We start from the raw sequence: 25,942 nt of genomic DNA, 5'->3' as shown, positions 1-25,942 counted from the left end.
CCGAGTCCCCCGAATCACGCAGGAGGCGTCACGTGGCCGACAGCGAATACCGCGTCGAGGTCGACGGCGCACGCGTGCTGACTCCGCGGCTGGTCCTGCGGCCGTGGCAGGACGACGACGCCGCTGGCGCCCTCGCGGTGTACGGCGCCGACGAGGTGACCCGCTGGCTGGCCCCGGCCATGACCCGCACCCCGGACGCCGAAGCGATGCGCGACCTGCTCGCCTGCTGGCGGGCCAACTGCGAGGAGATGGAGCCCCCGGCCGGGCGCTGGGCCGTCACCCGCCGCGACACCGGCGAGCTGGTGGGCGGCGCGGCCCTGCTCCCGCTGCCCCCGTACGGCGTGGACCTGGAGGTCGGCTGGCAGTTGGCCCCCACCGCGTGGGGCCAGGGCTACGCCTCGGAGGCCGGGCACGCCGTGGCTCACTACGCGTTCGAGGCGGGCGTCGACGAGATCTTCGCCGTCGTCCGCCCCCGCAACGAGCGCGGCGCCGCCACCGCCCGGCGGGTCGGCATGGAGTGGGTCGGCGAGACCGAGAAGTACTACGACCTGCGGCTCCAGGTGTACCGCCTGCGCAAGGCCGAGTTCCCGCCGGCACCGGCGCCGCGCACCGCCGAGTAGCCCGCACCCGGCGCCCGTACGAACCCGGCCGTCGTACGGCGGCGGCGGCGCGGCGAACCCGGGGCGGACGCGGGTCGGACCCGGCGCGGGAGCCGGCGCGGGACCCGGCGGGCTGGCGGGCGAAATGCGGGAGAGCCGCGCGGACCCCTGCTGTTACCGTACGAGGGCCGGCCGCGGGACTCCGGTGCGACTTCCGGAACCTGCCTGTAAAGCAATGATTCGCAGCTCGCGCCCTCACACCCCGGCCGGCGTCCGTCGCCATGGAGGGGGTGCGCGGTGCCGGCTGCGCCGGAGGGCCTGGTGGCCGCCGAGGACGTGCTGCTGTTCGTGAACGCGGCGGTCACGGCGACCGGCCAGCGCGAGTTCCACAGCGGAGCGGACCGGCAGCGGATGTCCCTGGACTTCCTGCACGCGTACATGCTCGGCAACTACCGGGAGTTGTACGCGGCCGCCCTCGCGCTGGGCGTCAACGACCACAACGCGGCGCTGATCGTCCGGCACCTGCTGGAGACCGCGGGCGAGGCGGGCCCCGAACAGCGCCGTACCGAGGGCGCGTTGATCGCCCGGCGGCTCGAACTGCTCCCGCCGCAGCGGGTGTACGCCCTGTTCGCCGAGCTGCGCGCGGCCCGGGTGAACAACCGCCGTACCCGGGCGATCATCCGGGACTGGCTCGCCACGCGGCCCGACCCGGCGTTCGACGCGGTGAAGTACCGCGCGGGGGTGAAGAGCGCCCTGCGCCACGCCCATCTGCCTCGGCCACCGAGGAGTTGGGGCCGTTCCTGTTCGCGCCGCGCAGCCGCACCCGGTTCGGCCACCCGCTGCTGGACGCGCGCCGCCGGGCCCGCTACGAGCAGGCGGCGCTCTACGAGCTGCCGTTCACCGTCGCGGAGGGGTTCGCGGCACGGCACGGCATCGCCCGCGAGGTGTTCCTGGAGCGGATCGCGCCAAGGCTGACCCGCCTGGAGCGGCTGCGCCTGCAGGAGTCGGCCAAGCGCGCCGGCGCCGAGGCGGTCCGCACCGACCTGGCCCGGATGCCGCTGACCCGGCTCGCCTCCTACGTCCTGGGGCTGCCGGCCCCGGACCGGGTGGAGCGGCGGGCCGAGCTGACCGCCGCCCTGACCGCCGCCGCGCGCCGCACCGCCGGTGCCCGGGCCGGGAGTTGGGGCCGGGTGACGGCGGTGCTCGACGACTCGTACTCCGCGTACGCGTCCGGCCAGAAGCGGCGCCGGCCGCTGGCGGTCGCGCTCGCCGCGCACTTCCTGCTGGCGGCGCTGGCCGGTTCGTACCGGGCGCTGTGGACCTCGGGCCGTACGGACGCGCTGCTGGCCCGGCCGCAGGGGCCCACCCCGCTCGGCGCCCGGCTGCTGGACGCGCTGGAGACCGGGCCCGACCTGCTGCTGGTGGTCTCCGACGGCTTCGACAACGCGCCGCCGGGCCTGGCCGCGGAGGTGCTGCGGGTGTGGCGCACCCGTATCGACCCGGCCGGCCGTACCGACGTGGTCCACCTCAACCCGGTGTACGACGCGCGGGGGTTCGAGGTGCGCCGGCTGTCCCCCGCCGTGCCGACCGCGGGCATCCGCGACGCGGAGGACCTGCCCGCGCTGGTCGAGCTGGCCGCGTTCGCCACCGGGCGCACCGGGCTGCCGCGGCTGCGGGCGCACCTGGACGCGAGGGTCGCGGAGTTCCTGGCGGCGGCGCCCGAGCGCTTCCCGGCCGAGCCCGCCGCCGGGGCGGCCGAGACCGCCGGGGGCACGGCATGAGCGGCACCTTCCGGCTGGACCTGGCCGGCCTCGAACCCGGCCCCGCCCAGGTGTGGGGCGGTGTCCGGCTCGTCCCGCTGCTGCGGGCCGAGCCGGTCGAGGGGCTGCGGCTGCACGCCGAGCTGTACCGCGACGGGTACGGCGTGGTGGCCGCCGGCCCGCGCACCGCGTACACCTCCTACATCCCGCACGGCTTCGTCGCGGACTGGGGCGCCGACACCGGGCACACCGGTCCGGCCGCCGCGTACGGCACGCAGTTGCGCGGCGGGCCCGACGGCGGCGGCGCGCCGGGCCGGGGCGGGCGCGCGGGCGGCAAGGGACACGGCGAGCCGCCGCTCTCCTGCGTGCCGCTCACCCTGCACCGGCGGATGGCCCGCCGCGAGGCGAAGCACCGGCTGCGGTTCCTGCCGCTGCACCTGGCGCTGGAGGGCTATCTGAGCCTGCACTTCGGCGGTCCGTCCATCGCCTGGGCGGAGTGGTCCCGGCAGGCGTTGCGGCGCGGGCTGTCGCCGCGGGCGGAGGAGGCGTACCGCGGCGCCGAGGTGAGCGGACTCGACGACGCGCTGCGGATCTTCGAGGTGCACCCCGGGCAGTGCGGGACGGCGGTCTACGTCGCGGACGCGCTGGCCGCCGTGTTCGCGGTGCCCCACCCGGAGGACTACCGGGCCCTGCACGACACCCTCCTGCTCGACCTGTACGGCGAACTCGTCCACCAGTACGCCCTGTTCGGCTCGCCGGTGCCGGAGTTCAGGCCCGCGCTCGGCGAGCCCGGGTCGCTGCCGGAACTGCGCGCCGCCGTCGCCCGGGAGGAGCGCGGCTGGCGGGAGTTCCACGACGGCACCATGGCCGCGGGGCTGCTGGACGCGGAGTACCGCGCCCAACGGGTCTACCGGGCAGGTCCGTTCACGCTCCAACGGTTCCGGCCGGCCTTCCTGCCGCGCCGGGAGAACCACATCGGCGAGGCGATCACGACCCGTGACGGGCGCGTCGCCTACCTCAAGACGTTCCGGCTGTCCGAGGCCCAGGTGCGGCGCGGCCACCTGCTCAGCCGGCTGGCCGCCAACGACTGGCACTTCGGCGCCACCGCCACCGAACTCGGCCTCACCGAAGCCGAGTTGGCGCAGCGCCTGCGCTCCGCCGGATTCGGCCACCTGCTGCGCCAGGACATCGCCGACGCCTTCCGCGCCCGCGCCGCCCACGGCTGACCGGGGCGGTCCGCGCACGGTGGGCCGGACGGCGCCGGCGTGACGCGTACGCGGCACCCCCCGCACGCTTCCCCCGCACCCTGCGCCCCACACCCCGCGCCCGTCGGGACCTCACTCGCGCCACCTCACTGAATCGTTCAATTCCGCGCCCTCCTTCCCACCGCCACCACACCCAGCCCCGGTCCAGCGGCGGGCGCCCCGGACCGGAGCGGGTACACCACTCGGCACGCCTTCAACTGCGCCGACCCCATCAACCGATCCGCGCACGAGCATTGACGCCCACCCGGCGGCTGCCCTAGCGTCCCTGACGATTCGTTTGAATCATTTCATTCCGTCCGCCGGGAAAGGCGGCCCGGCGGAGTACATCCGGGGCCGCGTGCGCGCGGGGCCGGTGTGTCGGACGCATGCTCCACGGAGGGAATCCGATGAACGACGACGGCTGTCCGACGTCCGGCGGCAGTGCCCGTCCACCCGTCTCCCGGCGCCGGGTGCTCCAGGTCGCGGCGGCCGCCGCGGCCGCCGGCACCGTGGGGAGCTTCTGGCAGCCCGCCTACGCGAGCGCACCCGGCACCGCGCCCGGCACCACCCACGGAGCCTTCTCCATGGGGAGGTTCGCCGATCCGCCGGCGGACAGCATGCCGCTGGTCCTGTGGTTCTGGAACGGCGCCGTCACCGACGACCTGATCGACTCCACGCTCGCCGATCTGCGTGCCAAGGGCATCAGCGAGGTGCTGGTCTTCCCGTTCGACACCGGCGCGCTCCAGCCGGCGTTCTTCACCGAGGACTGGTTCGCGGTGGTCGAGCACACCCTGCGCGAGGCCCAGCGGCACGGCATGCGGATCTGGCTCTTCAACGACGACTTCTTCCCCAGCGGCCGGGCCGGTGGTCTCGTGGCCGAGGGCGGCACGGTCGGCACCCGCACCTACCGGCCGCGCCCCGACCTGCGCACCAAGTGCGTGGTGCACACCGGCAGTCAGGTGACCGGAGGCGCCCGGGTGCCGCTGGCCGCCGCCGCGCTCTCCGTCGCCGGCGGCCGGCTCGTGGTGGACGCGGCCGCGTACGACGGCGTGCGCGTGCTCAAGGACGGTGCCGGCTGGGGCGATTACACGGTGTCCGGCACGGTCCGCGTCGAGTCGGGCACCGCCGGGCTGATGGTCCGCTGCGCCGACGCGTACAACGGCTACCTCGCGGACCTGCGGGCCGACGGCGGGGTGGACGTGTGGCGGCAGACCGGCGGCGCGTTCTCGCTGCTGCGCGCCGGCACCGCGGTGGCCGGCTTCGACCCCGGCGCCGACCACCGGCTCCAGGTCACCGTCGAGGGGCAGCGGATCACGCCGTCGCTGGACGGCACCGACCTGGGCCCGGTCACCGACGGTTCGCATCCCGCCGGGACGGTCGGGGTGCGGGCGACGGCGACGCAGCGCTCGTCCTGGGCCGCGCTGACCGTGACGGGCGCGGACGGCGGCCGGTGGTACACGGGTGCGTTCGACGACCCCTCCGCCGTCCTGGACTTCGCGGTGCCCTCCGACCTGGGCGAGACGTTCGCCGCCTCGGCCCGCCCGCTGGACGCGGACGGGGACGCGGTGGCGCGGACGGTGGAGCTGACCGGCTCGGTGGGCGCGGGAGCCGTGTGGACGGTGCCGGAAGGCCGGTGGCAGCTCGACGTGTTCAGCGTGCGCACGCTGGCCGACTCCGGCGGCAGCCGGCGCGACTACCTGGACCTGATGGACGACGAGGCGGTGGGCCTGTTCATGGACGCCGTGCCGGGCGAGTACGTCCGGCGCTTCCCGTGGGCGGTCGGCGGGGTGCTGCGCGGCTTCGCCGACGACGAGCCGTTCGTGGCGTCCGCGTCCGCGGAGTGGGCGCAGGTGCCGTGGTCGCCGACGCTGGCCGCGGAGATCGACCGGCTGGCCGGCGAACTCGCCCGCGACGCGGCGGCAGGCGCCGACAGTAGCGGGCACGGCGGCACCGGGCGCGGCGGCACCGGCCACGGCAGCGGAAAGGCCGCCGGAAAGACCGCCGGAAAGGACGGCGGGAAGCCCCGACCCGCCGGGCTCGGCACCGTGTTGTCGGCCGTGTTCACCGATCTCGGCGAGCACGGCGGCGAGTTGCGCGGGCTGTTCTGGCGGGCCGTGTCCAACCGCTTCTCCGACGCCTACTACAAGGGGATCGGCACCTGGACCGGCCGGCACGGACTGGAGCTGATCTCCAACCCGCTGTGGGACGAGTACGGTCCGGCCGAGCAGATCAAGAGCACCGGCAACCTCAACACCGCGCACCAGTGGGCGCAGGTGCCGGGCACCGACCTGATCTCCGACCAGTTCCAGCGCGGCTACTACCGCACCCTGCCGCGCTGGCCGGCGTCGGCGGCCCACCAGGTGGGCCGGGAGCGGGTCTACCTGGAGGCGATGGGCGCCGCGGGCTGGCAGGTGACGCCGTCCTTCACCCGCCAGGTGATCGGGGCGTTCGTGGTGCGGGGCATCAACAAGGTGCTGCTGCACGCGCGGTTCTCCGACTCCGGCGACATCGTCTTCGCGCCGCCGTTCCAGCCGGAGAACCCGTGGTGGAACGTGTCGGCGCCGCTCAACGAGTGGATCGGGCGGCTGGTGCAGGCCGCGCGCGGCACCCCGGCGGCGCGGACCGCGCTGCTCCAGCCGCAGCGGGCCGCCGAGGCGTACCAGGACCGGCCGGAGCGGACCGCGATCGATGACGCGTTCATCGGCGCGGTGCACGCCCTGGAGGACCGCCAGATCGACTTCGACTTCGTGGACGAGGGTGCGCTGACCGGTGACCCGGCGCTGATCGAGCACGCGCGGACATCGGGCGGCGCGCTCACCGTCGGGCAGGGGCGCTACGCGGTGGCGGTGCTGCCGGAGACTCCCCTGCTGTCGCTGGCGGCCGTGGCGGCGCTGACGGCGTTCGTGGACGGCGGAGGCACGCTGGTGGCCGTGGGCGCGTTGCCGGCGAAGGAGGCCGCCGGTCGTGACGCGGACCTGGCCGGCGCGCTGTCCGCGCTGTTCTCGGGCCGCCGGGCGAAGCGGGCGCTGCGGGCGGCGGACGCCCCCACCGCGGCGGCGCGGGTGGTGGCGGCGGGCGCGGCGGCGGCCGTCCTGACGCCGCCGGTGCCGGAGGTGCGGGTGCTGCGGCTGGCGCAGGGCGGCGAGGAGTCGTTCCTGGTGAACAACGAGCACGCGGCGGCGGTGGAGTCGACCGCGGTCTTCCCGGCGATCGGGGTGCCGCTGGTCTGCGACCCGGACACCGGCGCGGCGGCGCCCGCCGGGGTGTGGCACCCGGCGGCGTTCCCCGGCCGGAGCGGCGGGGGTACGGCGGTGCCGCTCGCGCTGGAGGCCGGGCAGGCGGTGCTGGTGGTCTTCCGGCAGCCGTCCGGGGGTGATCCGGCGCACGCGATCGCGGCGAACGTCCCGGTGCGGCAGGTGCGGGTGCGCGGCGCGGCCGCGGTGGCGACGGTCCAGGTGACGGCGCCGGGCACGGTCCGGGTCACCGCGCAGGACGGCGGCCGCCGCTTCGCGGGAAACCTGGACGTCACCGACCCGCTCGCGGCGGTGGCGCTGGACGGCGACTGGACCTTCCGCTTCGACACCGGCGGGGCACCGGCGGCGGACCGCCCGCTGGGCTCGTGGACGGAGCTGGACCCGTCGTGGTCGGGCGCGGCGTCGTACGAGCGGACCTTCACCCTTCCCGCGGCCACGCTGTCCGGACGGCGGTGGGCGCTCGACCTCGGCGCCGTACGCGATGTCGCGGACGTCGAGGTGAACGGCGTCGCGCTGCCGTCCAAACTGTGGGCGCCCTACCGGTTCGACGTGACCGACGCGCTGCACGCGGGCGCGAACACCGTACGGGTACGGGTGACGAACACCGGCGCCAACGCCCACGGCGACGCGCAGGTGTCCGGTCTGCTCGGCCCGGTGCTGCTGCGGCCGTCCCGCGTGGAGGAGGTGCGGCTGACCCGGGCGGGCGGATGAGCGTGCCGCGGGGCCGGGTGGGCGGCGCCGCGGGGCCCCGCTCCTCGGGCGGAGGTCAGACCGTCTCCCAGGGCACCGCGGCCCATGCCTCGTCGAGCAGCGCGTACGCGGCCGGCGGGTTCACGAAGGCGATGTCGTCCACGGCCGCGAGCGGTTGCGACGGGCACCAGGAGTAGCAGGCGAACGCGGCCTGGAATCCGGCGAGTTCGTCCACCCGCACCGGCCGGGTGCGGGTGGGCGCGCCGACGCGGTCCAGCCCCGCCGTCAGGAGCTGCTCGGTGATGCCCGGCAGTTTCGGGCCCTGCGGCCAGGTGACGGTCTCGCCGTCCCACAGGCCGAGGTTCCAGATGGAACCCTCCAGGACGAGCCGGTCCGGCCCGGTGAAGAGCGCGTCGTCGAAGCCTTCCGCCCTGGCCGCACGCCGGGTGCGGCTGAGCCCCATGGTCGCGGTGTGCTTCAGGTGCGGAGCGTCCCGCAGGTAGGGCATGGCGCGCACCCGCCAGGGCGGCAGGCGCGTCTCGGGGACCGGGTCGGTCAGCGACACCATCACGCCGAGGTCGGGGGTGTCCGTGGGCACCGAGACGTCGCCGCCGCGGGCGAAGACGGCGATCCGTGCGGACACCTCGTGCGGTGCCCCGGCCAGCGCGTGGCGCAGCAGTCCGCCGACGCGCTCCGCGCCCGGCGACGCCCCGAACATCTCCCGCGACGCCTCGTCGAGCCGCCGCAGGTGCAGTTCCCAGCCGCGGACCCGGTTCCCCCGCACCTGCATCGAGGTGAAGTGGCCGTAGTTGACGACCGCCACCCGATGGAGCTGCGCCGTGGTGGGCACCGCGCCGTCGATCTCCACATGCAGCATCGGGGCAGCATACGGGACCCGCGTGCCGGCGAACGGTCAGAACCGGTCAGAACCGGTCAGGACCGGCGCCTTCCGTGGACGGGCCGGCTGCCTCCCGGCCGCCCGGCTGTGCCCAACCGGCGTGCCCGGGGGCCGGTTTCGGGTCTCCCGCCGGTCAACGCCCGTCGGCCGGCCGGTCGGAGGCGGCGGCGGGGCGGAGCGACGGGTCGCGGATCATCGCGGTGATCTCGGCCGCGGCGCGCTCGGCGGCCGGTTGGCGACCGGCGCGGACGTCCAGCCGGCCGAGGCCGACCTGGTCGAGGGTGATGTCCTGGTGCGCCCCGCTGCTGTCGAGGAACTGCCCCGCGTGGAGCGGGCCTTCGGCCGGCCGCAGGCGGAGCGTGAGCACGCCGCCGGAGTAGTCGGCGCCGACGAGCCGCTCCCAGGGCACCTGGCGGCTGACGACGTGCCGCCGCACCCGCAGGCCCGCGGGGCCGGCGCTGATCCGCCAGGTCAGGACGGCGAACGGGCCCACCAGCCCGGCCAGGGCGACGGGGGCCGCCCACACGATCCGCCACGACGTGGAGTGCTCGAGGAAACCGAAGCCGACGGCCGGCACCACCGCGAACATGGTGATCGCACCGGTCAGGGACAGCCCGCTCGCGTGCCACCGGGTGGGAAGGGCCGCGCCCGGCCGCCGCATCGCGGCCAGCGCGTCCTGGACGCGGGCCTCGGCGGCCCAGCGCTCCTTGACCGTCAAGCCGTCGTCGGCGCCGTCGCCCGCCGTGGCCGCTCCCCCGTCGCCGGCGCCGTCCTCGTCCTCGTCCTCGTCGTCCTCGTCGTCCTCGTCGGGGTCGTCCTCCGCGCCGATCCGGATCGGCCCCGCCGAGGCGTCGACGTACCAACGGCCGTTCTCCGTACGGACCGCCAGCAGCAACTCGCCGCCCTCGGCGCCGTCGGCGAACATCAGCGCCTGGCGCAGCGGCGCGGGCGGGTCGTGGTGCGGGGCGTAGTGGAGCACCGCGTGCGCGCCGGCCGTGTCGTCGTGGGCGAAGACCTCCGTGCTGCCGCCGCGCACCCGGGCCAGTACCCGCAGCACGGGCACGGGTCCGCGCCGCAGCCGGGCCGCGCGGCCGGCGGCCACCAGCCCGGAGCTGACGGCGACCACTCCGAGGCCGCCGAGCACGAGCGCGAGCAACTGCCGGTCGGCGCGGTCCCCGTACGGTTCGGCCGCCAGCAGGACGCGGCCGCCGCCGGGCAGCAGCACCCGCACGGTGCTGAGGTTCCGGTAGTCGCCCTCGACGTCGAAGTGGTGCCGGCGCCGCTCGCCGGGCAGCCGCACCACCAGGGTGCCCTCGCCGGAGTGGAACGCCACGACGCGGGCGTCCACGGCCGGGGCGGTGCGCGCGGCGCGGTCGTCCGCCCGGTCGGCCTGGACGATCGATACCGTCAAGGCGGCGGCCGCAGCGCACATCGCCGCGCCCACCACCCACCGCACGGCGCCGCGTTTCGGGCGCGCGGTCCACGCCAGGACAGGGGCCCGGGCGGTGATGCCGCCGGCCGCCTCGCGGAACCGGCGCCGCTGGGCCCGCCGCAGCACCAACTTCCGTACCGACACGGCCAGTCCCCAGCACAACCCGGCGACCACGACCCCGTCGGCGATCCGCAGGGAGGTGCCGCCCTCCCAGATGCTGGGGTCGGCCATGCAGCCGACGAGCAGCAGCCCGCACAGCACCGCCGCCTCGGGCAGCACGAACAGCCACCACAACTGCGGCCAGAACAGCATGGTGATGATGGCGTCGGTCCACTGCTCGCCGCAGGGCGCCTGCGGCGTGCACACCGGATCGGGGGCGTTCGCCATCGCCGCGACCACGCCGACGACGAGCAGCAGCGCGGGCCCCAGCGGGTGCGCCCACCGCCCCGCCCGCGCGCCCGCCCACCGCGCGGTGTCCGGGGTGAGCCACGGCCGGGCGGGTATGTCCGCGAGAAGCGGCGAACTCGTCGTCACCCGGGCATTATGCGCGCAGGTCCGCACATGTGTGCGCCGAACCCCCGGCCCGGCCGCCCGCCGCGCGCGACCGCCCCGACCGGGCCGCCCGACCGGCGGAACACCAGGCCCTACGGCCCCGTTCACCCCACCGGTTCACGCATCCCGGCCACGCGCCACGGACGCGTCCCGGCCCGGACGGAGGGGATGACCGGTCACGCACGACCATGCCCGCGCGGTCCTGGCGGAGACAGCGGCCGGCCCCGGCACGAGCGGCGGCCGCACACGCCACGAGCGAGGGCGGGCACGACCAAGCCGCCGAGCCGGGCCGCCCCGGCGTGCCACGCCGTCCGCGAGACCGAGCACACCGCCCTGCGCGCCGAGCCAACACCTCGGGTCCGGCTGGACGCGACCAAGCCGCCCAGCCCCAAGCCCCCAAGCCGGGCCGCCCCGGCGTGCCGCGCCGTCCGCGAGACCGAGCACACCGCCCTGCCCGCCCAACCAACGCCTCGGGACCTGCCCACGCACGGGGACGCGATGCGGCCGGTCCTGCTGCGGACCGGCCTGCCGGAACCGGCACCGGAGCCCACGCGGTTCTCCCGCACGGATCACCCCGCCCGCGACACGTCACCGCACCGCCCACTGCCGATCCCACCACGCACACCCCGGCGATGCCGCAACCACCGCCGGATCAACCCACGTTCCCCCCACGGATCAGCCCGCCCCACGACACATCACCACACCACCCACAGCCAATCCCGCCACGCACACCCGGGCGATGCCGCAACCACCAGCGGAACAACCCGCCTTCTCCCCCACGGACCAGCCCGCCCCACGACACATCACCACACCACCCACAGCCGATCCCACCACGCACACCACGACGATGCCGCAACCACCGTCCGGTGCCTGCTCACCGCGCACGGTTCCGCCCGCTCGGTGGACGGCGACTTCGGCCCGGCGGCGCGGAGCGCGGTCTCCGCCTTCCGGACCGGCCGGGGCCGGACCGCCGGCGGCATCCTCGGCCGTCGCACCCGGGAGGTCATCTCTCCCGACGTCGACGCGCTGTGCGCCGGTCCGCCGCTGTCCGCCCGTCCGGATCAGCGGGGGCACAGCCGCCCGGCCCGGCCGAACGGGGGCACGGGCGAAGCCCGTTGAGGACGGCCCGGCCGACCCCGGAACGCCCGCGCAGCGCCCCGCGCCGGTTCACGCCGTCCTCGCCGCATCCACCGCGGCGGCGACGAAGGAGGCGACCAGCCGGCGGCGGTCGTCCTGCGCCCAGGCGAGGACGAGTGCGCTGGTGGGCGCGTCGGTCACCGGCCGGTAGACGAGGTCGGGGTGCAGGGGCTGGGCCAGCGAGCGCGGCAACAGCGCGACTGTGCGTCCCAGCCTGATCATCTGCAGGGCTTCGGCCGCGTCCGCGACCTCGGGCCCCGGCCGGGCCTCGGGCGCTCCGGTCCAGCGCACACCCTTCCAGCGGGGCAGTGACTCCTGGGCGAGGTCGGCGAGGGTGATCTCCGAACGGGCGGCGAGCCGGTGGCCCGGCGGCAGGATCGCGACACGGCCCTCGACCGCCAGGGTTTCGTGGTCCAGGCCGGTCATGTCGTCGAACGGCGCGTACAGCAGGGCGACATCGGCGCGGCCGTCGCGGACGTGGTCGGCGCGGTCGGTGGCTCCGCCGAAGAGGATGTCCACCTGGCGGGCGTCGGGCCGGTCGGCGTAGGCGGCCAGGATGCCGGACAGGAGGTTGCCGTCCCCGCCGGGTTTGATCACCAGGCGCAGGTGGTCGTGCCGGTCGCCGGCCCGGCGGGCCTTCTCGGCAGCCGCGCTGACGGCGTTGAGCGCGTGCCGGCCGTGGTGCAGGAGCGCTTCGCCGGCGGGGGTGAGGGCGACGTGCCTGCTGGAGCGCTCCAGCAGCTTCACGCCGAGCCGGGACTCCAGCCGCCGGAGAGCTTTTGACAGCGCCGGCTGCGCGATCGCCAGGCGGGCCGCGGCGTGCCCGAAGTGCAGTTCCTCGGCCACGGCGACGAAGTACTCCAGCTCGCGTGTCTCCAGTTCGGCCATGCCGCAAGCCTACCGCCCGATCCATTCCCACCAGGCATGGATCGGGAACGGATGGATCTTGGACGCGCGCGAGAAATGCCTGTTCACTCGGGGCATGATTCACCACACGATGATCGTTGCGTTCAACAGTCCGATTCCCGCGAGCGAGCTGGACGCGTACATCAAGGAGTTCGAGGAGCTCGTGACGAGTTCCGGCACGGTCGAGTCGGTCGCGGCCCGGCACCACATCCGCGTCCCGGGCGACGACCACGCCCCGGTGGCCGTGGCCAGCGCCATCCTGCAACTGCGCGTGGCCGACCTCGACGCCCTCAACGCGACCTTCGCCCTGCCCGGGACGGTCGATCTCATCAGGCGCTGGCAGAGCCGCTATCCGTACCAGGCGATCTGGGCCAACCACGAGCCGCTGGCATGAGCGGGAGCGGCTACGCGGGCAAGGCGGGGCTGGTCACCGGCGCCGGCAGCGGGATCGGGCGGGCCGGCGCGCTGGAGTTCGCCCGGCGCGGGGCCGCGGTCGCCGTACTCGACCTCGACGAGGACGGTGCCCGCAGGACCGTGGAGCTGATCGCGCGGGAGGGCGGCCGGGCCGAGGCCGTGGCCGTCGACATCGGCGACGAGGAGTCCGTGCGGCGGGCCGTGGCCCAGGTCGTGGCGGTGTTCGGCGGGCTCGACTTCGCGGTCAACAACGCCGGAGTCCCCTCACACCAACGGGTCCTGACGGAGATGACGGTCCAGGAGTGGGAGCACGTGCTGCGGGTCAACCTGATCGGCACCTGGCTGTGCATGAAGTACGAACTGCCCGCCATGAAGCGGCGCGGCGGCGGGGCGATCGTCAACGTCGCCTCCAACGGCGGCCTGTACGCGATCCCCGGCGCCCCGGCGTACGTGGCCGGCAAGCACGGCGTCGTCGGCCTGTCCAAGGCGGCTGCCGTGGACTACGGGCCGGACGGCATCCGGGTCAACGCGCTGTGCCCGGCGATGACGAGGACCCCCATGCTCGACGGTGTCATCGCGTCGGCCGGTGCGCGGACGGTCGAGCGGCAGGTGGCCGCGACCCCGCTGGGCAGGCCGGCCGAGCCCGAGGAGGTCGCCGCCGCGGCGGTGTGGCTGTGCTCGCCGGACGCCTCCTACGTCACCGGCACCGCCCTGTCGGTCGACGGCGGCCGCCGGGCCTGAGCGCAGGACGACGGGCGGGTGCGGGGCGGGGGCGTACCCACGCCCCCGCGCCCCTCGCGGCCGCCAGAGAACGCCCGCCCGCGGCCGCCGGTACGCGGCCCGCCCGTACGCCGGCTATCCGAGCCTGCGGGCCAGCACCAGCCGGCAGCGCGGGCTGCCGTCGGGGCGCCGGCCGAACTCCTCCAGCGCGAGGGTGGTGACCGAGAAGCCCGCGGCGGCGAGGTCGGCCCGTACCGGCTCCAGCGGGAAGGTGCGGTAGTACATCACGAAGGGTGGCCGCCACAGCGCGTTGCGCAGCCGCATGGCGGCGTCGAAGCCGGTCAGCGCCCAGTGCCAGGGCGAGCGGACCGGGGGCGGCGCGGCGATCGGGAAGGCGAACAGGCCGCCGGGGCGCAGCGCGCGGTGCACCCCGGCGAACAGCGCGGGCCGCTCCGCGGGCAGGAAGTGCCCGAACGCCCCGAAGCTGACGGCGAGGTCGAACTCGGTCTCGAACGGCAGCGCCCGCGCGTCGGCCCGCACCCAGCCGTGTTCCGGGTGCGCGGCCCGGGCCCGGTCGAGCATGCCCGCGCTGAAGTCCGTCCCCGTCACGCCGTTGGGGCACAGCCCGTCGAGCACCCGTACGCCCGCGCCGGTGCCGCAGCACACGTCGAGCCCGGTCCTGAACGGCCCGTACGCCCGCAGCGCGGCCTCGGTCGCGTCGAGGAAGCGGTCCGGGGTGCGGAAGGGCGTGTGGTCGAAGGTCGGCGCGAGCAGGTCGTAGCCGTGCTCGACGGATGACAGTGCCTGGACGGCAAGTTCACGCGCGGACGGGCCCTGGGAGGAGAACACCCGGCTCAGCGTAGGGGGCGGATGGGGCGCGATGTGCGCGAGATCTCACCGGAACGAAACGGAACCGCCATTCCCGTTGGCTTATCCTGGCTTTAGCGGAACCCCAGTTCCGGTTCCGCGCCCTCTTCTGAGCTCTCCTGAACTCAGGCACCCTCATTCTTCAGTTCAAAGGAGTTCCATGGCGTCCGAGACCCGGCGCACGCACCATCAGGTGACGTTCGCGGTGCTTGCGGCCAGTGTCAGCGTCTACGCGCTGCTCCAGTCGCTGGTCACCCCGGTCCTGCCGACGATCCAGGCATCCCTGCACACCTCGCAGAACACGGTCACCTGGGTACTGACCGCGTACCTGCTGTCCGCTTCGATATTCACCCCGATCATGGGCCGGATCGGCGACATGGTCGGCAAGAAGCCGGTCTTCGTGGCCACCCTGGTCGCGCTGGCCGCGGGCTCGCTGCTGGCGGCGCTGGCCACCAACGTGACGGTGATGATCATCGCCCGGGCGATCCAGGGCGTCGGCGGCGGCGTGCTGCCGCTCGCCTTCGGCATCGTCCGCGACGAGTTCCCCCGCGACAAGATGAGCGGCGCGGTCGGGGCGATCGCCTCGCTCGTCGCGGTCGGCGGCGGTCTGGGCATCGTGCTGGCCGGCCCGATCGTGAACGCGCTCGACTACCACTGGCTGTTCTGGCTGCCGATGGTGCTGACCATCATGGCGGCCGCGGCCTCGCTCTTCTTCGTGCCGCCCACCCGCAGCCGCACCCCGGGCCGGATCAGCTGGGCGCCGGCGCTGCTGCTGTCGGCGTGGCTGGTGGCTCTGCTCGTCGCGCTCAGCCAGGCGTCGGTGTGGGGCTGGGGCTCCGGCAAGGTGATCGGCCTGATCGTCGCCGCCGTGGTGCTCGCGGTCGCGTGGGTGGAGACCGAGCGCCGCTCGGCGACGCCGCTGATCGACATGCGGATGATGAGCCGCCCCGCGGTGTGGACCAACAACACGGTGGCGCTGCTCTTCGGCGTCGGCATGTACTCGGTCTTCGCGTTCCTGCCGGAGTTCGTGCAGAGCCCCAAGTCCACCGGCTACGGCTTCGGTTCGTCCATCACCCAGTCCGGGCTGATCCTGCTGCCGATGTCGGTGGCGATGTTCCTGGTGGGCCTGGGTGCCAACACCCTGGCCGCCCGGATCGGCGGCAAGACCGTGGTGCTGCTCGGCTCGGTGATCAGCGCGGTGTCGATGGCGCTGCTCGCCTTCGCGCACACCGCGACCTGGGAGCTGTACATCGCCACCGCGGTGATGGGCGTCGGCTTCGGCCTGGCCTTCGCGGCGATGTCGAGCCTGATCGTGAGCGCGGTGCCGGCCGAGCAGACCGGTGTGGCCAGCGGCATGAACGCCAACATCCGCACCATCGGCGGCTCGATCGGCGCGGCCCTGATGGCCAGCGTCGTCACCTCCAACCCGGCGGCCGACGGCCTGCCGCGCGAGGCCGGCTACACCCACGGCTTCGCGATGCTCGGCGTCGCGCTGCTGGTGGGCGCGCTCGCCGCGCTGCTGATCCCGGTGAGCCGGCGCGGCACGCTGGTGGCGGGCTCGACGGAGGAGAACGAGCCGGCGCACGCGCCGCTCACGGCGGTACCTGGCGGTACGGTCATGAGCGACACGTCGGAGTGAGGTCCGGCGCCGGCGGACCCGGTGCCACCCTCACCGGAGGGGCCGGCACCGGGACGAGTCGCACGATCGGAAGTGGACGATGGCAGCGCAGCACCCCGTGCACGAGTCGGGGCACGGTTCCGTACCGGACAGCGCCGCGCGCGACGCCGAGTGCGGCGAGCACCCGGCGCCGCAGGCCGCGGCCGGCCCGTCGGCCGGCGCCGACCACGTCACGCAGCACCGGCCGATGCGGCGCGACGCCGCGCGCAACCACCAGCTGGTGATCGCCGCGGCCCGCGAGGTCCTCACCGAGTACGGCACCGACGCCAGCATGGAACTCATCGCGTCCCGCGCCGGGGTCGGGGTCGGCACGCTCTACCGGCGCTTCCCGAACAAGGAGGCGCTGGTCGACGAGATCGCCGCGCAACTCCTCGGCGAGCTGGTCGGCCAGGCCCGCATCTCGCTGTCCCACCCGGGCGGCACCGGATTCGAGGCGTTCGTACGGGTCTTCGGCCACTGGCTGAGCGAACACCGCGGCTACGCCCACAAGTTGATCGGGCGCACCGAGGCCGCGTGCGTGGAGCAACTGCGCGACCTGATCGACCGGCTCCTCGACCAGGCGAAGGCGTCCGGCCGGATCGACCCGCACGTCGAACTCGGCGACGTGATGACACTGGTCTGGGGCATGCGCGGGGTGGTGGAGACCAGCGGCACCGTGACGCCCGACGCCTGGCAGCGCTACACGGACATCCACCTGGCCGGGATGCGCGCGCCGGCCGCCCCGGGCATGCGCTCCGCGGTGACCCGCGCGGAGATGACCCGCATCAACGCGGGCGGCTGACGGCCGCCGGGGCCCCGGCCCCGGCCCGCCGGCTGCGGCCACGGCGCTCGGGCGTACGACGGGTTGTACGCCCGTCAGCGCCGCCGCGCGAACGCCGCGTGCACCCCGCGCGACACCCCGACGCCGCCGCCCAGCCCCTCGATCGCCTCGTGCAGCGCCCCCTGAAGCGCCGCCAACTGCCCTGGTTCCAGGGCCTGGTGGTCGCTGAAGGTGGCGACGAGCCCGACCCAGTCGTCGGCGCTCACCGTCGCCTCCCAGCGGTACTGCCGCACCTCGATCGGCTCGAACTCCCCGATCGGCTCGAAGGGTTCGCTCCGTGTCTGGTGCGGGAGGTAGCTGTGCGTCCTCGCCCGCGGCGCGTGCTCGTCGTAGAGCCGCCGGAAGAGCGCCGCGTCGTCGTCGGCGAGGAGCAGGTAGCTCCAGAACAGGGCGAGCGTGCCGCCCGGCCGCAGCAGCGACGCGGCCTTCTCGGCGCCGCGGGCCGGGTCGATCCAGTGCCACGCGTCGCCGCAGGTGATCAGGTCGAAGGTGCGGCCCGCGGCTTCCCAGGTCTCGAACGCCCCGAGTTCGACCGGCAGTCCGTGTCCCCGCGCCACGGCCGCCATCCGCGCGTCGATCTCCACTCCGAGCACCCGCGTCCCGCGGCCGGCCAGTTCGGCGGCGACCTTGCCGGTGCCGCAGCCGACGTCCAGCGCGTCGCGGGGCGCACGCGCGACCAGGTCGTCCACGAGTCCGGGCGGCGGGGAGGGCCGGAACCGGTCGTACTGCTCGCTGACGGAGCCGAAGGAGAGCGCACTGGTCCGGTCCAGGTGGTACGCGGGCGTCTTCGTCACGGCGCCGAGCGTAGTGGGCGCGGCGCGCGGCCGGACCGTCACGGCGGGACGGCCACGGCGGCGGCCCGCTGCGGTCCTCAGACGGCGCGTTCCATGCAGACCAGCCGTTCCCGCTCGTCCCACGACGCGGTGACGGTGAATCCGAGCCGCTCGTACAGCGCGATCGCGTCGGTCCGCCACTCCCACACCGACAGCCGCAGGGTGCCCACACCGCTGCGCGCGGCCCACGCGAGAGCGGCGCGGACCAGGCCGGACGCGACGCCCCGCCCGCGGTACGCCGGATCGGTCCAGAGCCTCTTGATCTCGGCCCCGCCCTCGACGGGGTCGGTCACCACCAGGCAGCCCACCGCCGCGTCGCCCGCGTTCCCCGCGCCGCCGCCCAGTGCCAGCAGCACGACGTCGGCGGCGAACGCGGCCTCCGGATCGGCGATCTCGGCGCGGTAGCGCTCCGGCAGGTCGTCCACTGCGGCGACGGCCTCGCCCTTCTCGGCCTGCGTCCGCAGATGGTAGGCCGCCAGCAGCTCGGCCGGCCCCTCCTGGGGTCGCGCGCCCGGGCCCCGGTCGGGCCAGCGGACGACGGCGATCTCGGGTCGATCAGTCATGCCACCAGCATCACATGCCGCAGGTCAGGACCGGTGCGAGGGCCCCTGAGCCGCACCCGGTACGCCAGGGCGGCGCACCGCCGGGGCCGCGCCGGGGCGGTACGGTGCGACGCCGGGGCGGTGCGGGCGGGACGCGTCAGCGGCGGGTGCCGCAGTCCGGGCAGAAGGCCGCGCCCGCGGGGAGCTGCGCGCTGCACGAACCGCAGGTGTCCTGCTGCGCGAGCTGGTGGCCGCAGCCGGGGCAGAAGGCCGAACCGTGGGTCTCGGCGCTGCACTGCGGACAGACCAGCTGGCGCGGGGTGTTCACCGCGAACGACTGCCCGGAGTTCTGGCCGGCGGCGTAGGCGCGCTCGGAGACCATGTCGTTGAGGCCGCGCTGCTGGGCGGCGACCGCCTCGGCGGCGGTGTCGGGCGCGCAGGTCAGGCAGATGCCCTGGCCGGCGTTCCAGCAGCGGTTGCAGACGTAACCGGTGCAGCGCGGGCAGCGGTTGAAGTGGCCCTCCGCGTTGCTGATCGCGCGCTGGAACGCCGCGTCGCGGGCGCTGCCGTATCCGGCTCCGGCGAGGCCGTCGGCCGCGGTGGACATGCCGCTGCCGGCCCGACCGAGCATCCCCCAGGCCGCGTTGACGCCCTTGCCGACCCAACTGGCCATCCGCCCGCCGGTGTACGCCTCGAACCGCGAACGCCAGGTGTCGTTGCACCGGTTGCAGGAGAACTCGAACTGGAACCCCGCGCCCGTGCCCTGTTCCTGGCACAGATCGCGGTAGTTGTTGCTGAAGTAGATCTCCGCGGTCACCGGTCGCCCTCCCCGAGCAGTCTCCGGCCGGGCCCATACCCGCCGGTCGTCCCCCCACCGGCAAGGGACGCCCCGTACGTCCTCCCGGTTCTGCGGACCGGTCCGGCACCGCAGGCAGGCAATACTTTCCCACATCCGGGCACTCCCGGGCGCCCCTGTCCGCGGCCCCGGACGCCCCACCGCGCCCCGCGCCTCCCACCCCCACCACCAGGCACTGACGACCCACCTCCCACGGTTCGCGCGGCCCCGTGCGGAGGCGGCCGGGCGGGCCCGGGGAAGCGTGCCCGGGCAGCACGCGGCCGCGGCCGCCGGGACCCGGATCGGGGGTGCGGCGGCCGCGGCCGGGTGGACGGGGCGGGGTCAGCCCTGGCGGGCCTTGCCGCGCGGGTCCTTGCGGTTGATCACGTAGACCTTGCCGCGGCGGCGGACGATCTGGGCGCCCGGCCGGCCCTTCAGGGAGCGAAGCGAGTTGCGAACCTTCATGGCGGCGCCTTTCTGCTCGTAGTCTCTACGGTGCAGGGGCGACAACCGCGGCGCCCGCGCGTTCATTCCGCGCGGGCGGGCGGCCCAGGAGGGGACGGCCGAGGCCATGACCGACGCACCGCAGGACGGCACCGAGGGCACCGAGGGCACCGAATCGACGAAGCGCGCGGGAGGAGCCGAGGACGACGACGGCCCGGACTTCTCCCGCCCGGGTTTCTCCAGTCCCGATTTCTCCAGCCCGGACTTCTCCAGCCCCGGCGGCGACCGGATCGGCGACTTCACCCCGCCCGACTACGAGGTACCGCCGTTCAAGGGCCCCGACTACGAGGCCGAGGACGCCGACGACCTCGTGCCCGAGGAGGCGGGGTTCTCCAGCCCCGGCTTCTCCAGTCCGGACTTCACCAGCCCCGGCCCGATCGACGACCCCGAGGACCACTGAGCCTCGGCCGAGCCTTCCGCCCTGCCCGCCCGGCCTCCGGTGCGGGCGGGGCGCTCGCATGATCCGGCTCGCACCCGCGAAGGCCGCCGGCCGTCGCCGCCAGCCGTCGACCATCGCCGTCGTCCGTCAGCGTCAGCCCCCAGCCCTCAGCAGCCCCCAGCCGTCACGTCAGCCCTCAGCCCAGACGGTCGGTCCGGACCGTCAGGTCGGCGATGTGCGCGAGCATCGCGTCGAGTGCCGCCTCCAGCGGAGCGGTCTCGCGCCGGGTCTGGGTGAGCAGCAGGCCGCCCTGCAGAGCGGCGAGCAGAGCCAGCGCGAGCTGGTCCGGGTCGGCGTCGCGCCGTAGCTCCCCGCGGTCGTGCATCGCGTGGATACCGGCCCGGATCGCCGCCTCCCAGCGGGCGAAACCGTCCACGAGGTCGCCGCGCGCCACGTCGTCGCTCTCGGCGAGTTCGCTGGCCAGCGACCCGATCGGGCAGCCGCCCTGGCAGTGCCGCTCCCGCTGGACGTCGACCACGAGATCGCGCCAGGCCCGCAGCGCCGGCAGGGAGTCCAGGCTGCTCAGCAGCGGCTCCTGGGCGTCCAGCACGGCCTGCGTCTGGTGCGCTATCACCGCGCGGACCAGGGCGTTCTTGTCCGCGAAGTAGTGGTAGATCTGCGAGGTACTGACCCCGGCCGCGGCACGCACGTCGTCGGTGCTGGTGCCCGCCACGCCGCGCTCCAGCATCAGCCCGGCCGCGGCGGCCACGATGCGTCCCCGGGTGGCGGCGCCCTTGCGGGTCAGCCGCTGGGGGGCCGTCGGGTCGGGCACGGGAGGCGAGTCGATGCTCATGCGCTCAGCGTAGCGCGCCACGTCGTTTTCTGGAGTTGACACTCCAATCCCTCCGTGCCAAGAATGGAGTCATCGCTCCAATCTTCACCGGCGGCGACGACATCAGCGGCGGGCCCCCGTACGTCCACGCGGGCCGCGCACCGCGCAGCGCACACCACTACAGAAACCAGGCGGATCACCATGGAGTTCGAAGGCCGCAAGGCACTGGTCACCGGCAGCACCGCCGGCATCGGCCGGGAGGTCGCCCTGCAACTCGCCACCGGGGGCGCCGAGGTCATCGTCACCGGGCGCAACGCGGAACGCGGCGCGGCGACGGTCGCCGCGCTCGAGGACGCGGGTGGCAAGGCGCGCTTCTTCGCCGCCGACATGACCGACCTCGACTCGGTCCGGCGGCTCGCCGAGGAGGCCGCCGACGTCGATATCCTCGTCAACAACGCCGGCGTCTTCGACTTCAGCCCGACCGCCGAGCAGACCGTCGCGTCGTTCGACGCGATGTTCCAGGTCAACGTGCGGGCGCTGTACTTCCTCACCGCCGCGATCGCGCCGCGGATGGCCGAGCGCGGCGAGGGCAGCGTGGTCAACATCAGCACGATGGCCGCGACCGTCTCGCTCCCCGGCAGTTCCGTCTACGCCGCCACCAAGGCCGCGGTGAACTCGCTGACCCGCACCTGGGCCGGGGAGTTCGGCGCGTCCGGGGTGCGCGTCAACAGCGTCGCCCCCGGCCCCACGCTCACCGAGAGCGCTCCGCTGGAGATGGTCGACACGCTCGGCTCCACGACGCTGCTGAGCCGGCACGCGAGCACCGAGGAGATCGCCGCGGCGGTGGTCTTCCTCGCCTCGCCCCGCGCCACGTACATCACCGGCGCCACGGTCCCGGTCGACGGGGGCCGCGCCGTCGCGTGACCCGGCGGTGGTCGAGGGGTCCCCGGGCCGGGCCGTACGGCCGTGCCGCCCGGCCCGGGTCAGCCCGCCGTCGGCGTCGCCTTCGCTGTCGCTGTCGCCATCGCTGTCGCCGTCGTCGGGGAGAGTTCGCGGGCGGCCGCCCGGCCCACCGCGTCCGCGACGGCGGCCAGGTCAGGGGAGTCGAGCTTCCACTGCTGCCAGTACAGCGGCACGTCGATCGGGCGGCGGGCGGCGAGTTCGACGAGGGTGCCCGCCGCCAGATGGGGACCGGCCTGGAGGTCCGGGATCATGCCCCAGCCGAGCCCGGCGGCGACCGCGTCGAGATAAGCCTCGGACGACGGCATGTAGTGCCGGGCGCGGGTGGCCGCGCGGGCCTGCCGGGGTGCGAGCCCGCGCAGGAACCGGTCCTGGAGTTCGTCCTTGCGGTCGAAGACGATGACGGGGGCGGCCGGCAGCGCCTCGCGCAGCGGACGGTCGGCGATCCAGCGGGCGGCGAACGGGGGCGCGGCCCTGGCCCGGTAGCGCATCCGGCCGAGCGCCCGTACCGAGCAGCCCTGCACGGCCTGCGGCGAGGAGGTGACCGCGGCCATCACCCGGCCCTGGCGCAGCAGCGCCGCGGTGTGGTCCTCGTCGTCGCGGTGCAGGTCGAAGAGGATGCCGCGGTCGGCGGCGGCCTCGGCGAGCGCGGGCAGGAACCAGGTCGCCAGCGAGTCGGCGTTGACCGCGATCGGCAGCGTGGCGGGGCCGAGCGCGTCGCCGAGGCCGAGTTCGGCGCCGGCGTCCTGCTCCAGCCGTGCGAGCTGCCGGCCGAACCGGACCACGACCTCGCCCGACGCGGTCAGCCGCACCGGCTTCGTCCGCAGCAGCAGCACCCGGCCGGTGCGCTGCTCCAGCGCCTTGATCCGCTGGCTCACCGCGGACGGCGTGACGTGCAGGGCCTCGGCCGCCGCCTCGAACGTGCCCTCGTCCACGGCGGCCAGCAGCGTACGCACCTGGTCCAGCGGGAGCCCCGCCATCGACCGTCACCCCATTCCCGCCGCCCGCGCCGGCGCCTTCGTCGGCGCCGCCCGCCACCGCCGCCGTCCGGCGCGGAAGCCGTACGAAGAGCGTTAAGAATTCCTCATGCTACCTAAGAATCATTAGCTGGCCTGTACAGTCCGCCCGCTCCTAGCCTCGGTCCATGCACGCAGCTCTCCTCGCCGCCCTGGCGGGCCTCGGCACCGGTCTGACCCTCATCGTGGCCATCGGCGCCCAGAACGCGTTCGTGCTGCGCCAGGGCATCCGCCGGGAGCACGTGCCCGCGGTGGTCGGGATCTGCGCCGCCTCCGACGCCGTGCTGATCGCGGCGGGCATCGGCGGCGTCGGCACCGTCGTACGCCGCTGGCCGGCCGCGGTGACGGCCACCGGGTGGATCGGCGGCGCGTTCCTGGTGACGTACGGCGTGCTGGCCGCCCGCCGGGTGCTGCGGCCGCAGCGGCTGTCCGCCGCCGAGGGCGCGGGCGCCTCCGCCCGCACCGCCGTCCTCACCTGCCTGGCGCTGACCTGGCTCAACCCGCACGTCTACCTGGACACGCTGCTGCTGCTCGGCTCGGTCGCCAACTCCTACGGCGGCGCGCGCTGGCCGTTCGGGGCGGGCGCGGTCACGGCGAGCGTGCTGTGGTTCAGCGGCCTCGGCTTCGGCGCGCGGCTGCTGCGCCGCCCGTTCGCCCGGCCCGGGTCCTGGCGGGTGCTCGACGCCGTGATCGCCGTGAGCATGGTCTGCCTGGGCGTCCTGATGGCGACCCGGGCGTGAGACGGCGCCGCCGCGACCGTACGAACCGGGCGCGGTCGCGCCGGCCGGCCGCCGCCTGACACGGCCCCAACGCCCCTGTTCCGCGCGGCGGTTCAGCCGAGAAGGGAGCCGCCCCACGCGGCGCCGGGGGTGGTGCCGCCCTGGTGGATCGGGCGGAAGCCGATCACGGCGGCGTCGTCGCGGCGGTTGCCGACACCCGACAGCAGCTGGGCGCAGATCTCCGCGAGCGTCAGCCCCTCCGCGCGGGCGGTTTCGGCGATCCGGGCGAGCGTCGCCATGCCCTCGCCGAGGTCCGTGCCGGGCACCTCGATCAGGCCGTCGGTGTAGAGCAGCAGGGTGTCGCCGTTCTTCAGTTCGTAGTGCCAGGTGGTGCGCGGCATCGACGGTGCCACGCACAGCGGCAGGTCCGGGCCGGCGCCGTGCAGGTAGCGCGGCTCGCCGTCGGCGGGCAGCAGCAGCGGCGGCGGGTGGCCGGCGTTGGACCAGGCCACGTGCCAGCGGCCGCCGGCCCGCGGCACCAGGTTGGCGTGCACCACCGTGACCAGCGGCGCGATGTTCAGGCCGTCCACCACCCGGTCCAGCTGGGACAGGCTCTCGGCCGGGCTGTTCGGATGGTCCTGGTCGTAGGCGATCACCCGGAGCATGCTGCGCAGCTGGCTCATCGAGGTGGCGGCGTCCAGGTCGTGGCCGGCGATGTCGCCGATGGTGAGGGTGACGGTGCCGTCGGGCAGCAGCAGCGCGTCGTACCAGTCGCCGCCGATCTCCGCGGTCTTGCTGGCCGGCTGGTAGTGCGCGGCCAGCTCCGCGCCGGGCACCCGCGGGGTCGCCGACAGCAGGGCGCGCTGGAGGGTCAGCGCGGTGTGCCGGGTGCGTTGCAGCTCCACCGCCTGCCGCAGCGGCTCGCGCACCTCGTGCAGGATCTCGCCGAGCAGCGCGAGGTCCGCGGAACCGGGTGGCGGGCTGTCCGCGCAGCCGGCCGCGCAGGCGAACGCGACCACGGCCGAGTCGATCACGATCGGCACCATGGTCAAGCTGGTGGCCCGCGCCGCGCGCAGCCACTTCCTGGACATCTCCGACAGCACGCCCTCGGGCGGCTCACCGGCGGGGAAGACCAGCAGCTTGGGGCGGCGGCTCTCGATCACCTGCTGGGCGACCGAGCCCACGAGGTAGGGCTGGTTGCTCAGCGGGGGCATGTCCGGCAGGCCGGAGCGGGCGGTGGACGCCACCCGGACCGCGGTGAGCGGGCCGCCGATGCCGGCCGAAGGCAGCATGAAGACCGCGCACGCGTCGGTCAGGTCCGGCACCACCGCCGCGGCGACGGCGGCGAACGCGTCCGGCACGTCGTCGGTGCCGGTGACGGTGGCCACCCTCGCCAGCAGCCGCTCGCGCAGCCGGTTGCGCCACTGGTCCTCGATGTCCGCGGTCGCGCCGATCCACTCCACCAGCACCCCGCCGCGCTCGATGGGCACCGCGCGGGACTGCACGTGCCGGTACTCGCCGGAGGCGGTGCGCAGCCGGAACGTGCACACGAACAGGGACGGGGTCCCCTCGGACGCGTCGCTCCAGGTGCGCACCAGCCGGGTCCGGTCGTGCGGGTGCACCGCCCTGAGCCACTCCTGGTCGATCACCGGCCGCCACGGGCTGCCGGTGAAGTCCTCGAAGCCGCCGACCAGCTCGGTGATGTCGCCGTTGGGCTTCATCAGCCAGACGATCTGCGTGACGGCGGACATCAGCGCCTCGTACCGCTGCAACGCCTTCTGCCGCTGCTCGGAGAGCAGCTGCGCGGCCTCCACCGCGTCGACCTGCGGGGTGGTGTCGACCGCCACGGCCAGCACGCCGGGACCGAACCGGGAGACCACCGGGGAGCAGCTGTAGACGAAGTGGCGGCGGCCGGGCGCGCCGGGCGCGGTGCCGTCGGTGGTGCGGGTGTCGGTGACCTGGCGGGCGGCCCGGTCCCGGTACACCTGGTCGAGCATCTTCAGGAAGCGGGCGGCCCTGGGCTCGGTGAACACGTCCGCGGACCGGGCGCCCAGTTCCCGGGGCCCGAACAGGGCGCGGAACGCCTCGTTGATGTACACCAGCCGGTGCTCGTCACCGGCGGTCAGGGCAACGGCCACGATGGCACGGTCGAACACCTCTGGTTCGAGCTCGGGCACGCCCGTTTCGCCGCCGATCCGCCTCATCCTCCGATCATCGCTCGCCACGGCCCACCAGGCGCGCCGAAAGCGCCGGGCGTTCGCACATGTGACCGGTACGGCGCCCAGGGGAGCACTCCCCCGCGGCTCGGGCGGCCGGGCGGCCGTCGGCGGGCCGGGCCGGGCCGCTGCCGT

21 protein-coding genes and 1 pseudogene are annotated in these 25,942 nt (G+C 75.0%); 11 read left to right on the top strand and 11 right to left on the bottom strand.

The window, feature by feature from the left end; all coding sequences use genetic code 11:
- The first annotated feature begins 32 nt into the window (after window positions 1-32).
- The 4 genes and pseudogenes from ACIPAE_RS25385 to ACIPAE_RS25370 all read left to right on the top strand — a co-directional run bounded on the left by ACIPAE_RS25385 (window position 33) and on the right by ACIPAE_RS25370 (window position 7,568).
- Entirely contained in the window at window positions 33-620 is a 588-nt protein-coding gene (locus tag ACIPAE_RS25385; protein WP_329371961.1) for a GNAT family N-acetyltransferase, read from the top strand.
- Window positions 621-896: 276 nt separating this feature from the next.
- Window positions 897-2,380, top strand: a pseudogene (locus ACIPAE_RS25380) (hypothetical protein).
- On the top strand, window positions 2,377-3,585 hold the full coding sequence (locus ACIPAE_RS25375) for an ARPP-2 domain-containing protein (protein WP_402448099.1): 1,209 nt from the start codon (window positions 2,377-2,379) through the stop codon (window positions 3,583-3,585). The pseudogene ACIPAE_RS25380 and the gene ACIPAE_RS25375 overlap by 4 nt, the downstream one beginning before the upstream one ends.
- Window positions 3,586-4,010: 425 nt before the next feature.
- The gene (locus ACIPAE_RS25370) at window positions 4,011-7,568 is read left to right on the top strand and encodes a glycosylhydrolase-like jelly roll fold domain-containing protein (RefSeq protein ID WP_402448097.1); all 3,558 of its coding nucleotides are present in this window, start codon (window positions 4,011-4,013) and stop codon (window positions 7,566-7,568) included.
- Window positions 7,569-7,623: 55 nt separating this feature from the next.
- On the opposite strand, the gene ACIPAE_RS25365 is transcribed toward ACIPAE_RS25370, so the two are convergent.
- The 3 genes from ACIPAE_RS25365 to ACIPAE_RS25355 all read right to left on the bottom strand — a co-directional run bounded on the left by ACIPAE_RS25365 (window position 7,624) and on the right by ACIPAE_RS25355 (window position 12,454).
- Complete coding sequence (locus tag ACIPAE_RS25365) at window positions 7,624-8,424, bottom strand: aminotransferase class IV (RefSeq protein WP_402448095.1); 801 nt, start codon at window positions 8,422-8,424, stop codon at window positions 7,624-7,626.
- Between the two features lie 154 nt (window positions 8,425-8,578).
- Complete coding sequence (locus ACIPAE_RS25360; RefSeq protein ID WP_402448093.1) at window positions 8,579-10,411, bottom strand: hypothetical protein; 1,833 nt, start codon at window positions 10,409-10,411, stop codon at window positions 8,579-8,581.
- 1,185 nt (window positions 10,412-11,596) lie between these two features.
- The gene (locus ACIPAE_RS25355; protein WP_402448091.1) at window positions 11,597-12,454 is read right to left on the bottom strand and encodes a LysR family transcriptional regulator; all 858 of its coding nucleotides are present in this window, start codon (window positions 12,452-12,454) and stop codon (window positions 11,597-11,599) included.
- A gap of 109 nt (window positions 12,455-12,563) precedes the next feature.
- On the opposite strand from ACIPAE_RS25355, the gene ACIPAE_RS25350 reads away from it, so the two are divergent.
- Entirely contained in the window at window positions 12,564-12,866 is a 303-nt protein-coding gene (locus tag ACIPAE_RS25350) for a hypothetical protein (protein ID WP_402448089.1), read from the top strand.
- The gene (locus ACIPAE_RS25345) at window positions 12,863-13,627 is read left to right on the top strand and encodes an SDR family NAD(P)-dependent oxidoreductase (RefSeq protein WP_402448087.1); all 765 of its coding nucleotides are present in this window, start codon (window positions 12,863-12,865) and stop codon (window positions 13,625-13,627) included. Before ACIPAE_RS25350 ends, ACIPAE_RS25345 begins: the two co-directional genes overlap by 4 nt.
- Before the next feature lie 114 nt (window positions 13,628-13,741).
- Here the strand turns inward: ACIPAE_RS25345 and ACIPAE_RS25340 are convergent, their stop codons facing one another.
- Window positions 13,742-14,455, bottom strand: coding sequence for a class I SAM-dependent methyltransferase (locus tag ACIPAE_RS25340; protein WP_402448086.1), 714 nt, complete (start codon window positions 14,453-14,455; stop codon window positions 13,742-13,744).
- A 178-nt stretch (window positions 14,456-14,633) separates the two neighbouring features.
- On the opposite strand from ACIPAE_RS25340, the gene ACIPAE_RS25335 reads away from it, so the two are divergent.
- Complete coding sequence (locus tag ACIPAE_RS25335) at window positions 14,634-16,112, top strand: MFS transporter (RefSeq protein WP_329371940.1); 1,479 nt, start codon at window positions 14,634-14,636, stop codon at window positions 16,110-16,112.
- Between the two features lie 79 nt (window positions 16,113-16,191).
- Window positions 16,192-16,932: a helix-turn-helix domain-containing protein gene (locus ACIPAE_RS25330; RefSeq protein ID WP_366412080.1), complete on the top strand. Its 741-nt coding sequence runs from the start codon at window positions 16,192-16,194 to the stop codon at window positions 16,930-16,932.
- Window positions 16,933-17,006: 74 nt separating this feature from the next.
- Here ACIPAE_RS25330 and ACIPAE_RS25325 read toward each other — a convergent pair whose 3' ends face one another.
- From ACIPAE_RS25325 to ykgO, 4 genes are all read right to left on the bottom strand, one after another.
- A complete protein-coding gene (locus ACIPAE_RS25325) occupies window positions 17,007-17,765 on the bottom strand; it encodes a class I SAM-dependent methyltransferase (RefSeq protein ID WP_402448083.1) in 759 nt (252 codons plus the stop codon).
- 77 nt (window positions 17,766-17,842) lie between these two features.
- Window positions 17,843-18,367, bottom strand: a complete 525-nt coding sequence (locus ACIPAE_RS25320; protein WP_402448081.1) for a GNAT family N-acetyltransferase — start codon at window positions 18,365-18,367, stop codon at window positions 17,843-17,845.
- Window positions 18,368-18,503: 136 nt separating this feature from the next.
- Complete coding sequence (locus ACIPAE_RS25315; protein WP_328461143.1) at window positions 18,504-19,163, bottom strand: double zinc ribbon domain-containing protein; 660 nt, start codon at window positions 19,161-19,163, stop codon at window positions 18,504-18,506.
- 360 nt (window positions 19,164-19,523) lie between these two features.
- On the bottom strand, window positions 19,524-19,646 hold the full coding sequence (ykgO, locus tag ACIPAE_RS25310) for a type B 50S ribosomal protein L36 (RefSeq protein ID WP_328461145.1): 123 nt from the start codon (window positions 19,644-19,646) through the stop codon (window positions 19,524-19,526).
- Between the two features lie 106 nt (window positions 19,647-19,752).
- Here ykgO and ACIPAE_RS25305 point away from each other — a divergent pair, with 106 nt between their 5' ends.
- On the top strand, window positions 19,753-20,085 hold the full coding sequence (locus ACIPAE_RS25305; RefSeq protein WP_402448079.1) for a hypothetical protein: 333 nt from the start codon (window positions 19,753-19,755) through the stop codon (window positions 20,083-20,085).
- 175 nt (window positions 20,086-20,260) lie between these two features.
- On the opposite strand, the gene ACIPAE_RS25300 is transcribed toward ACIPAE_RS25305, so the two are convergent.
- Complete coding sequence (locus ACIPAE_RS25300; RefSeq protein WP_329371929.1) at window positions 20,261-20,917, bottom strand: TetR/AcrR family transcriptional regulator; 657 nt, start codon at window positions 20,915-20,917, stop codon at window positions 20,261-20,263.
- A 180-nt stretch (window positions 20,918-21,097) separates the two neighbouring features.
- On the opposite strand from ACIPAE_RS25300, the gene ACIPAE_RS25295 reads away from it, so the two are divergent.
- Entirely contained in the window at window positions 21,098-21,820 is a 723-nt protein-coding gene (locus tag ACIPAE_RS25295) for an SDR family oxidoreductase (protein ID WP_329371927.1), read from the top strand.
- A 59-nt stretch (window positions 21,821-21,879) separates the two neighbouring features.
- On the opposite strand, the gene ACIPAE_RS25290 is transcribed toward ACIPAE_RS25295, so the two are convergent.
- Entirely contained in the window at window positions 21,880-22,836 is a 957-nt protein-coding gene (locus ACIPAE_RS25290) for a LysR family transcriptional regulator ArgP (protein ID WP_402448076.1), read from the bottom strand.
- 164 nt (window positions 22,837-23,000) lie between these two features.
- On the opposite strand from ACIPAE_RS25290, the gene ACIPAE_RS25285 reads away from it, so the two are divergent.
- A complete protein-coding gene (locus tag ACIPAE_RS25285; RefSeq protein WP_329371923.1) occupies window positions 23,001-23,612 on the top strand; it encodes a LysE/ArgO family amino acid transporter in 612 nt (203 codons plus the stop codon).
- Between the two features lie 92 nt (window positions 23,613-23,704).
- On the opposite strand, the gene ACIPAE_RS25280 is transcribed toward ACIPAE_RS25285, so the two are convergent.
- Entirely contained in the window at window positions 23,705-25,795 is a 2,091-nt protein-coding gene (locus tag ACIPAE_RS25280) for a SpoIIE family protein phosphatase (RefSeq protein ID WP_329371921.1), read from the bottom strand.
- Window positions 25,796-25,942: the final 147 nt, after the last annotated feature.

The organism is Streptomyces sp. NPDC087270, assembly GCF_044744625.1.
Classification (GTDB): Bacteria; Actinomycetota; Actinomycetes; order Streptomycetales; family Streptomycetaceae; genus Actinacidiphila.
Note: the sequence above shows the minus strand (reverse complement) of the source record. Positions and strands in the feature narration are given on the sequence as shown.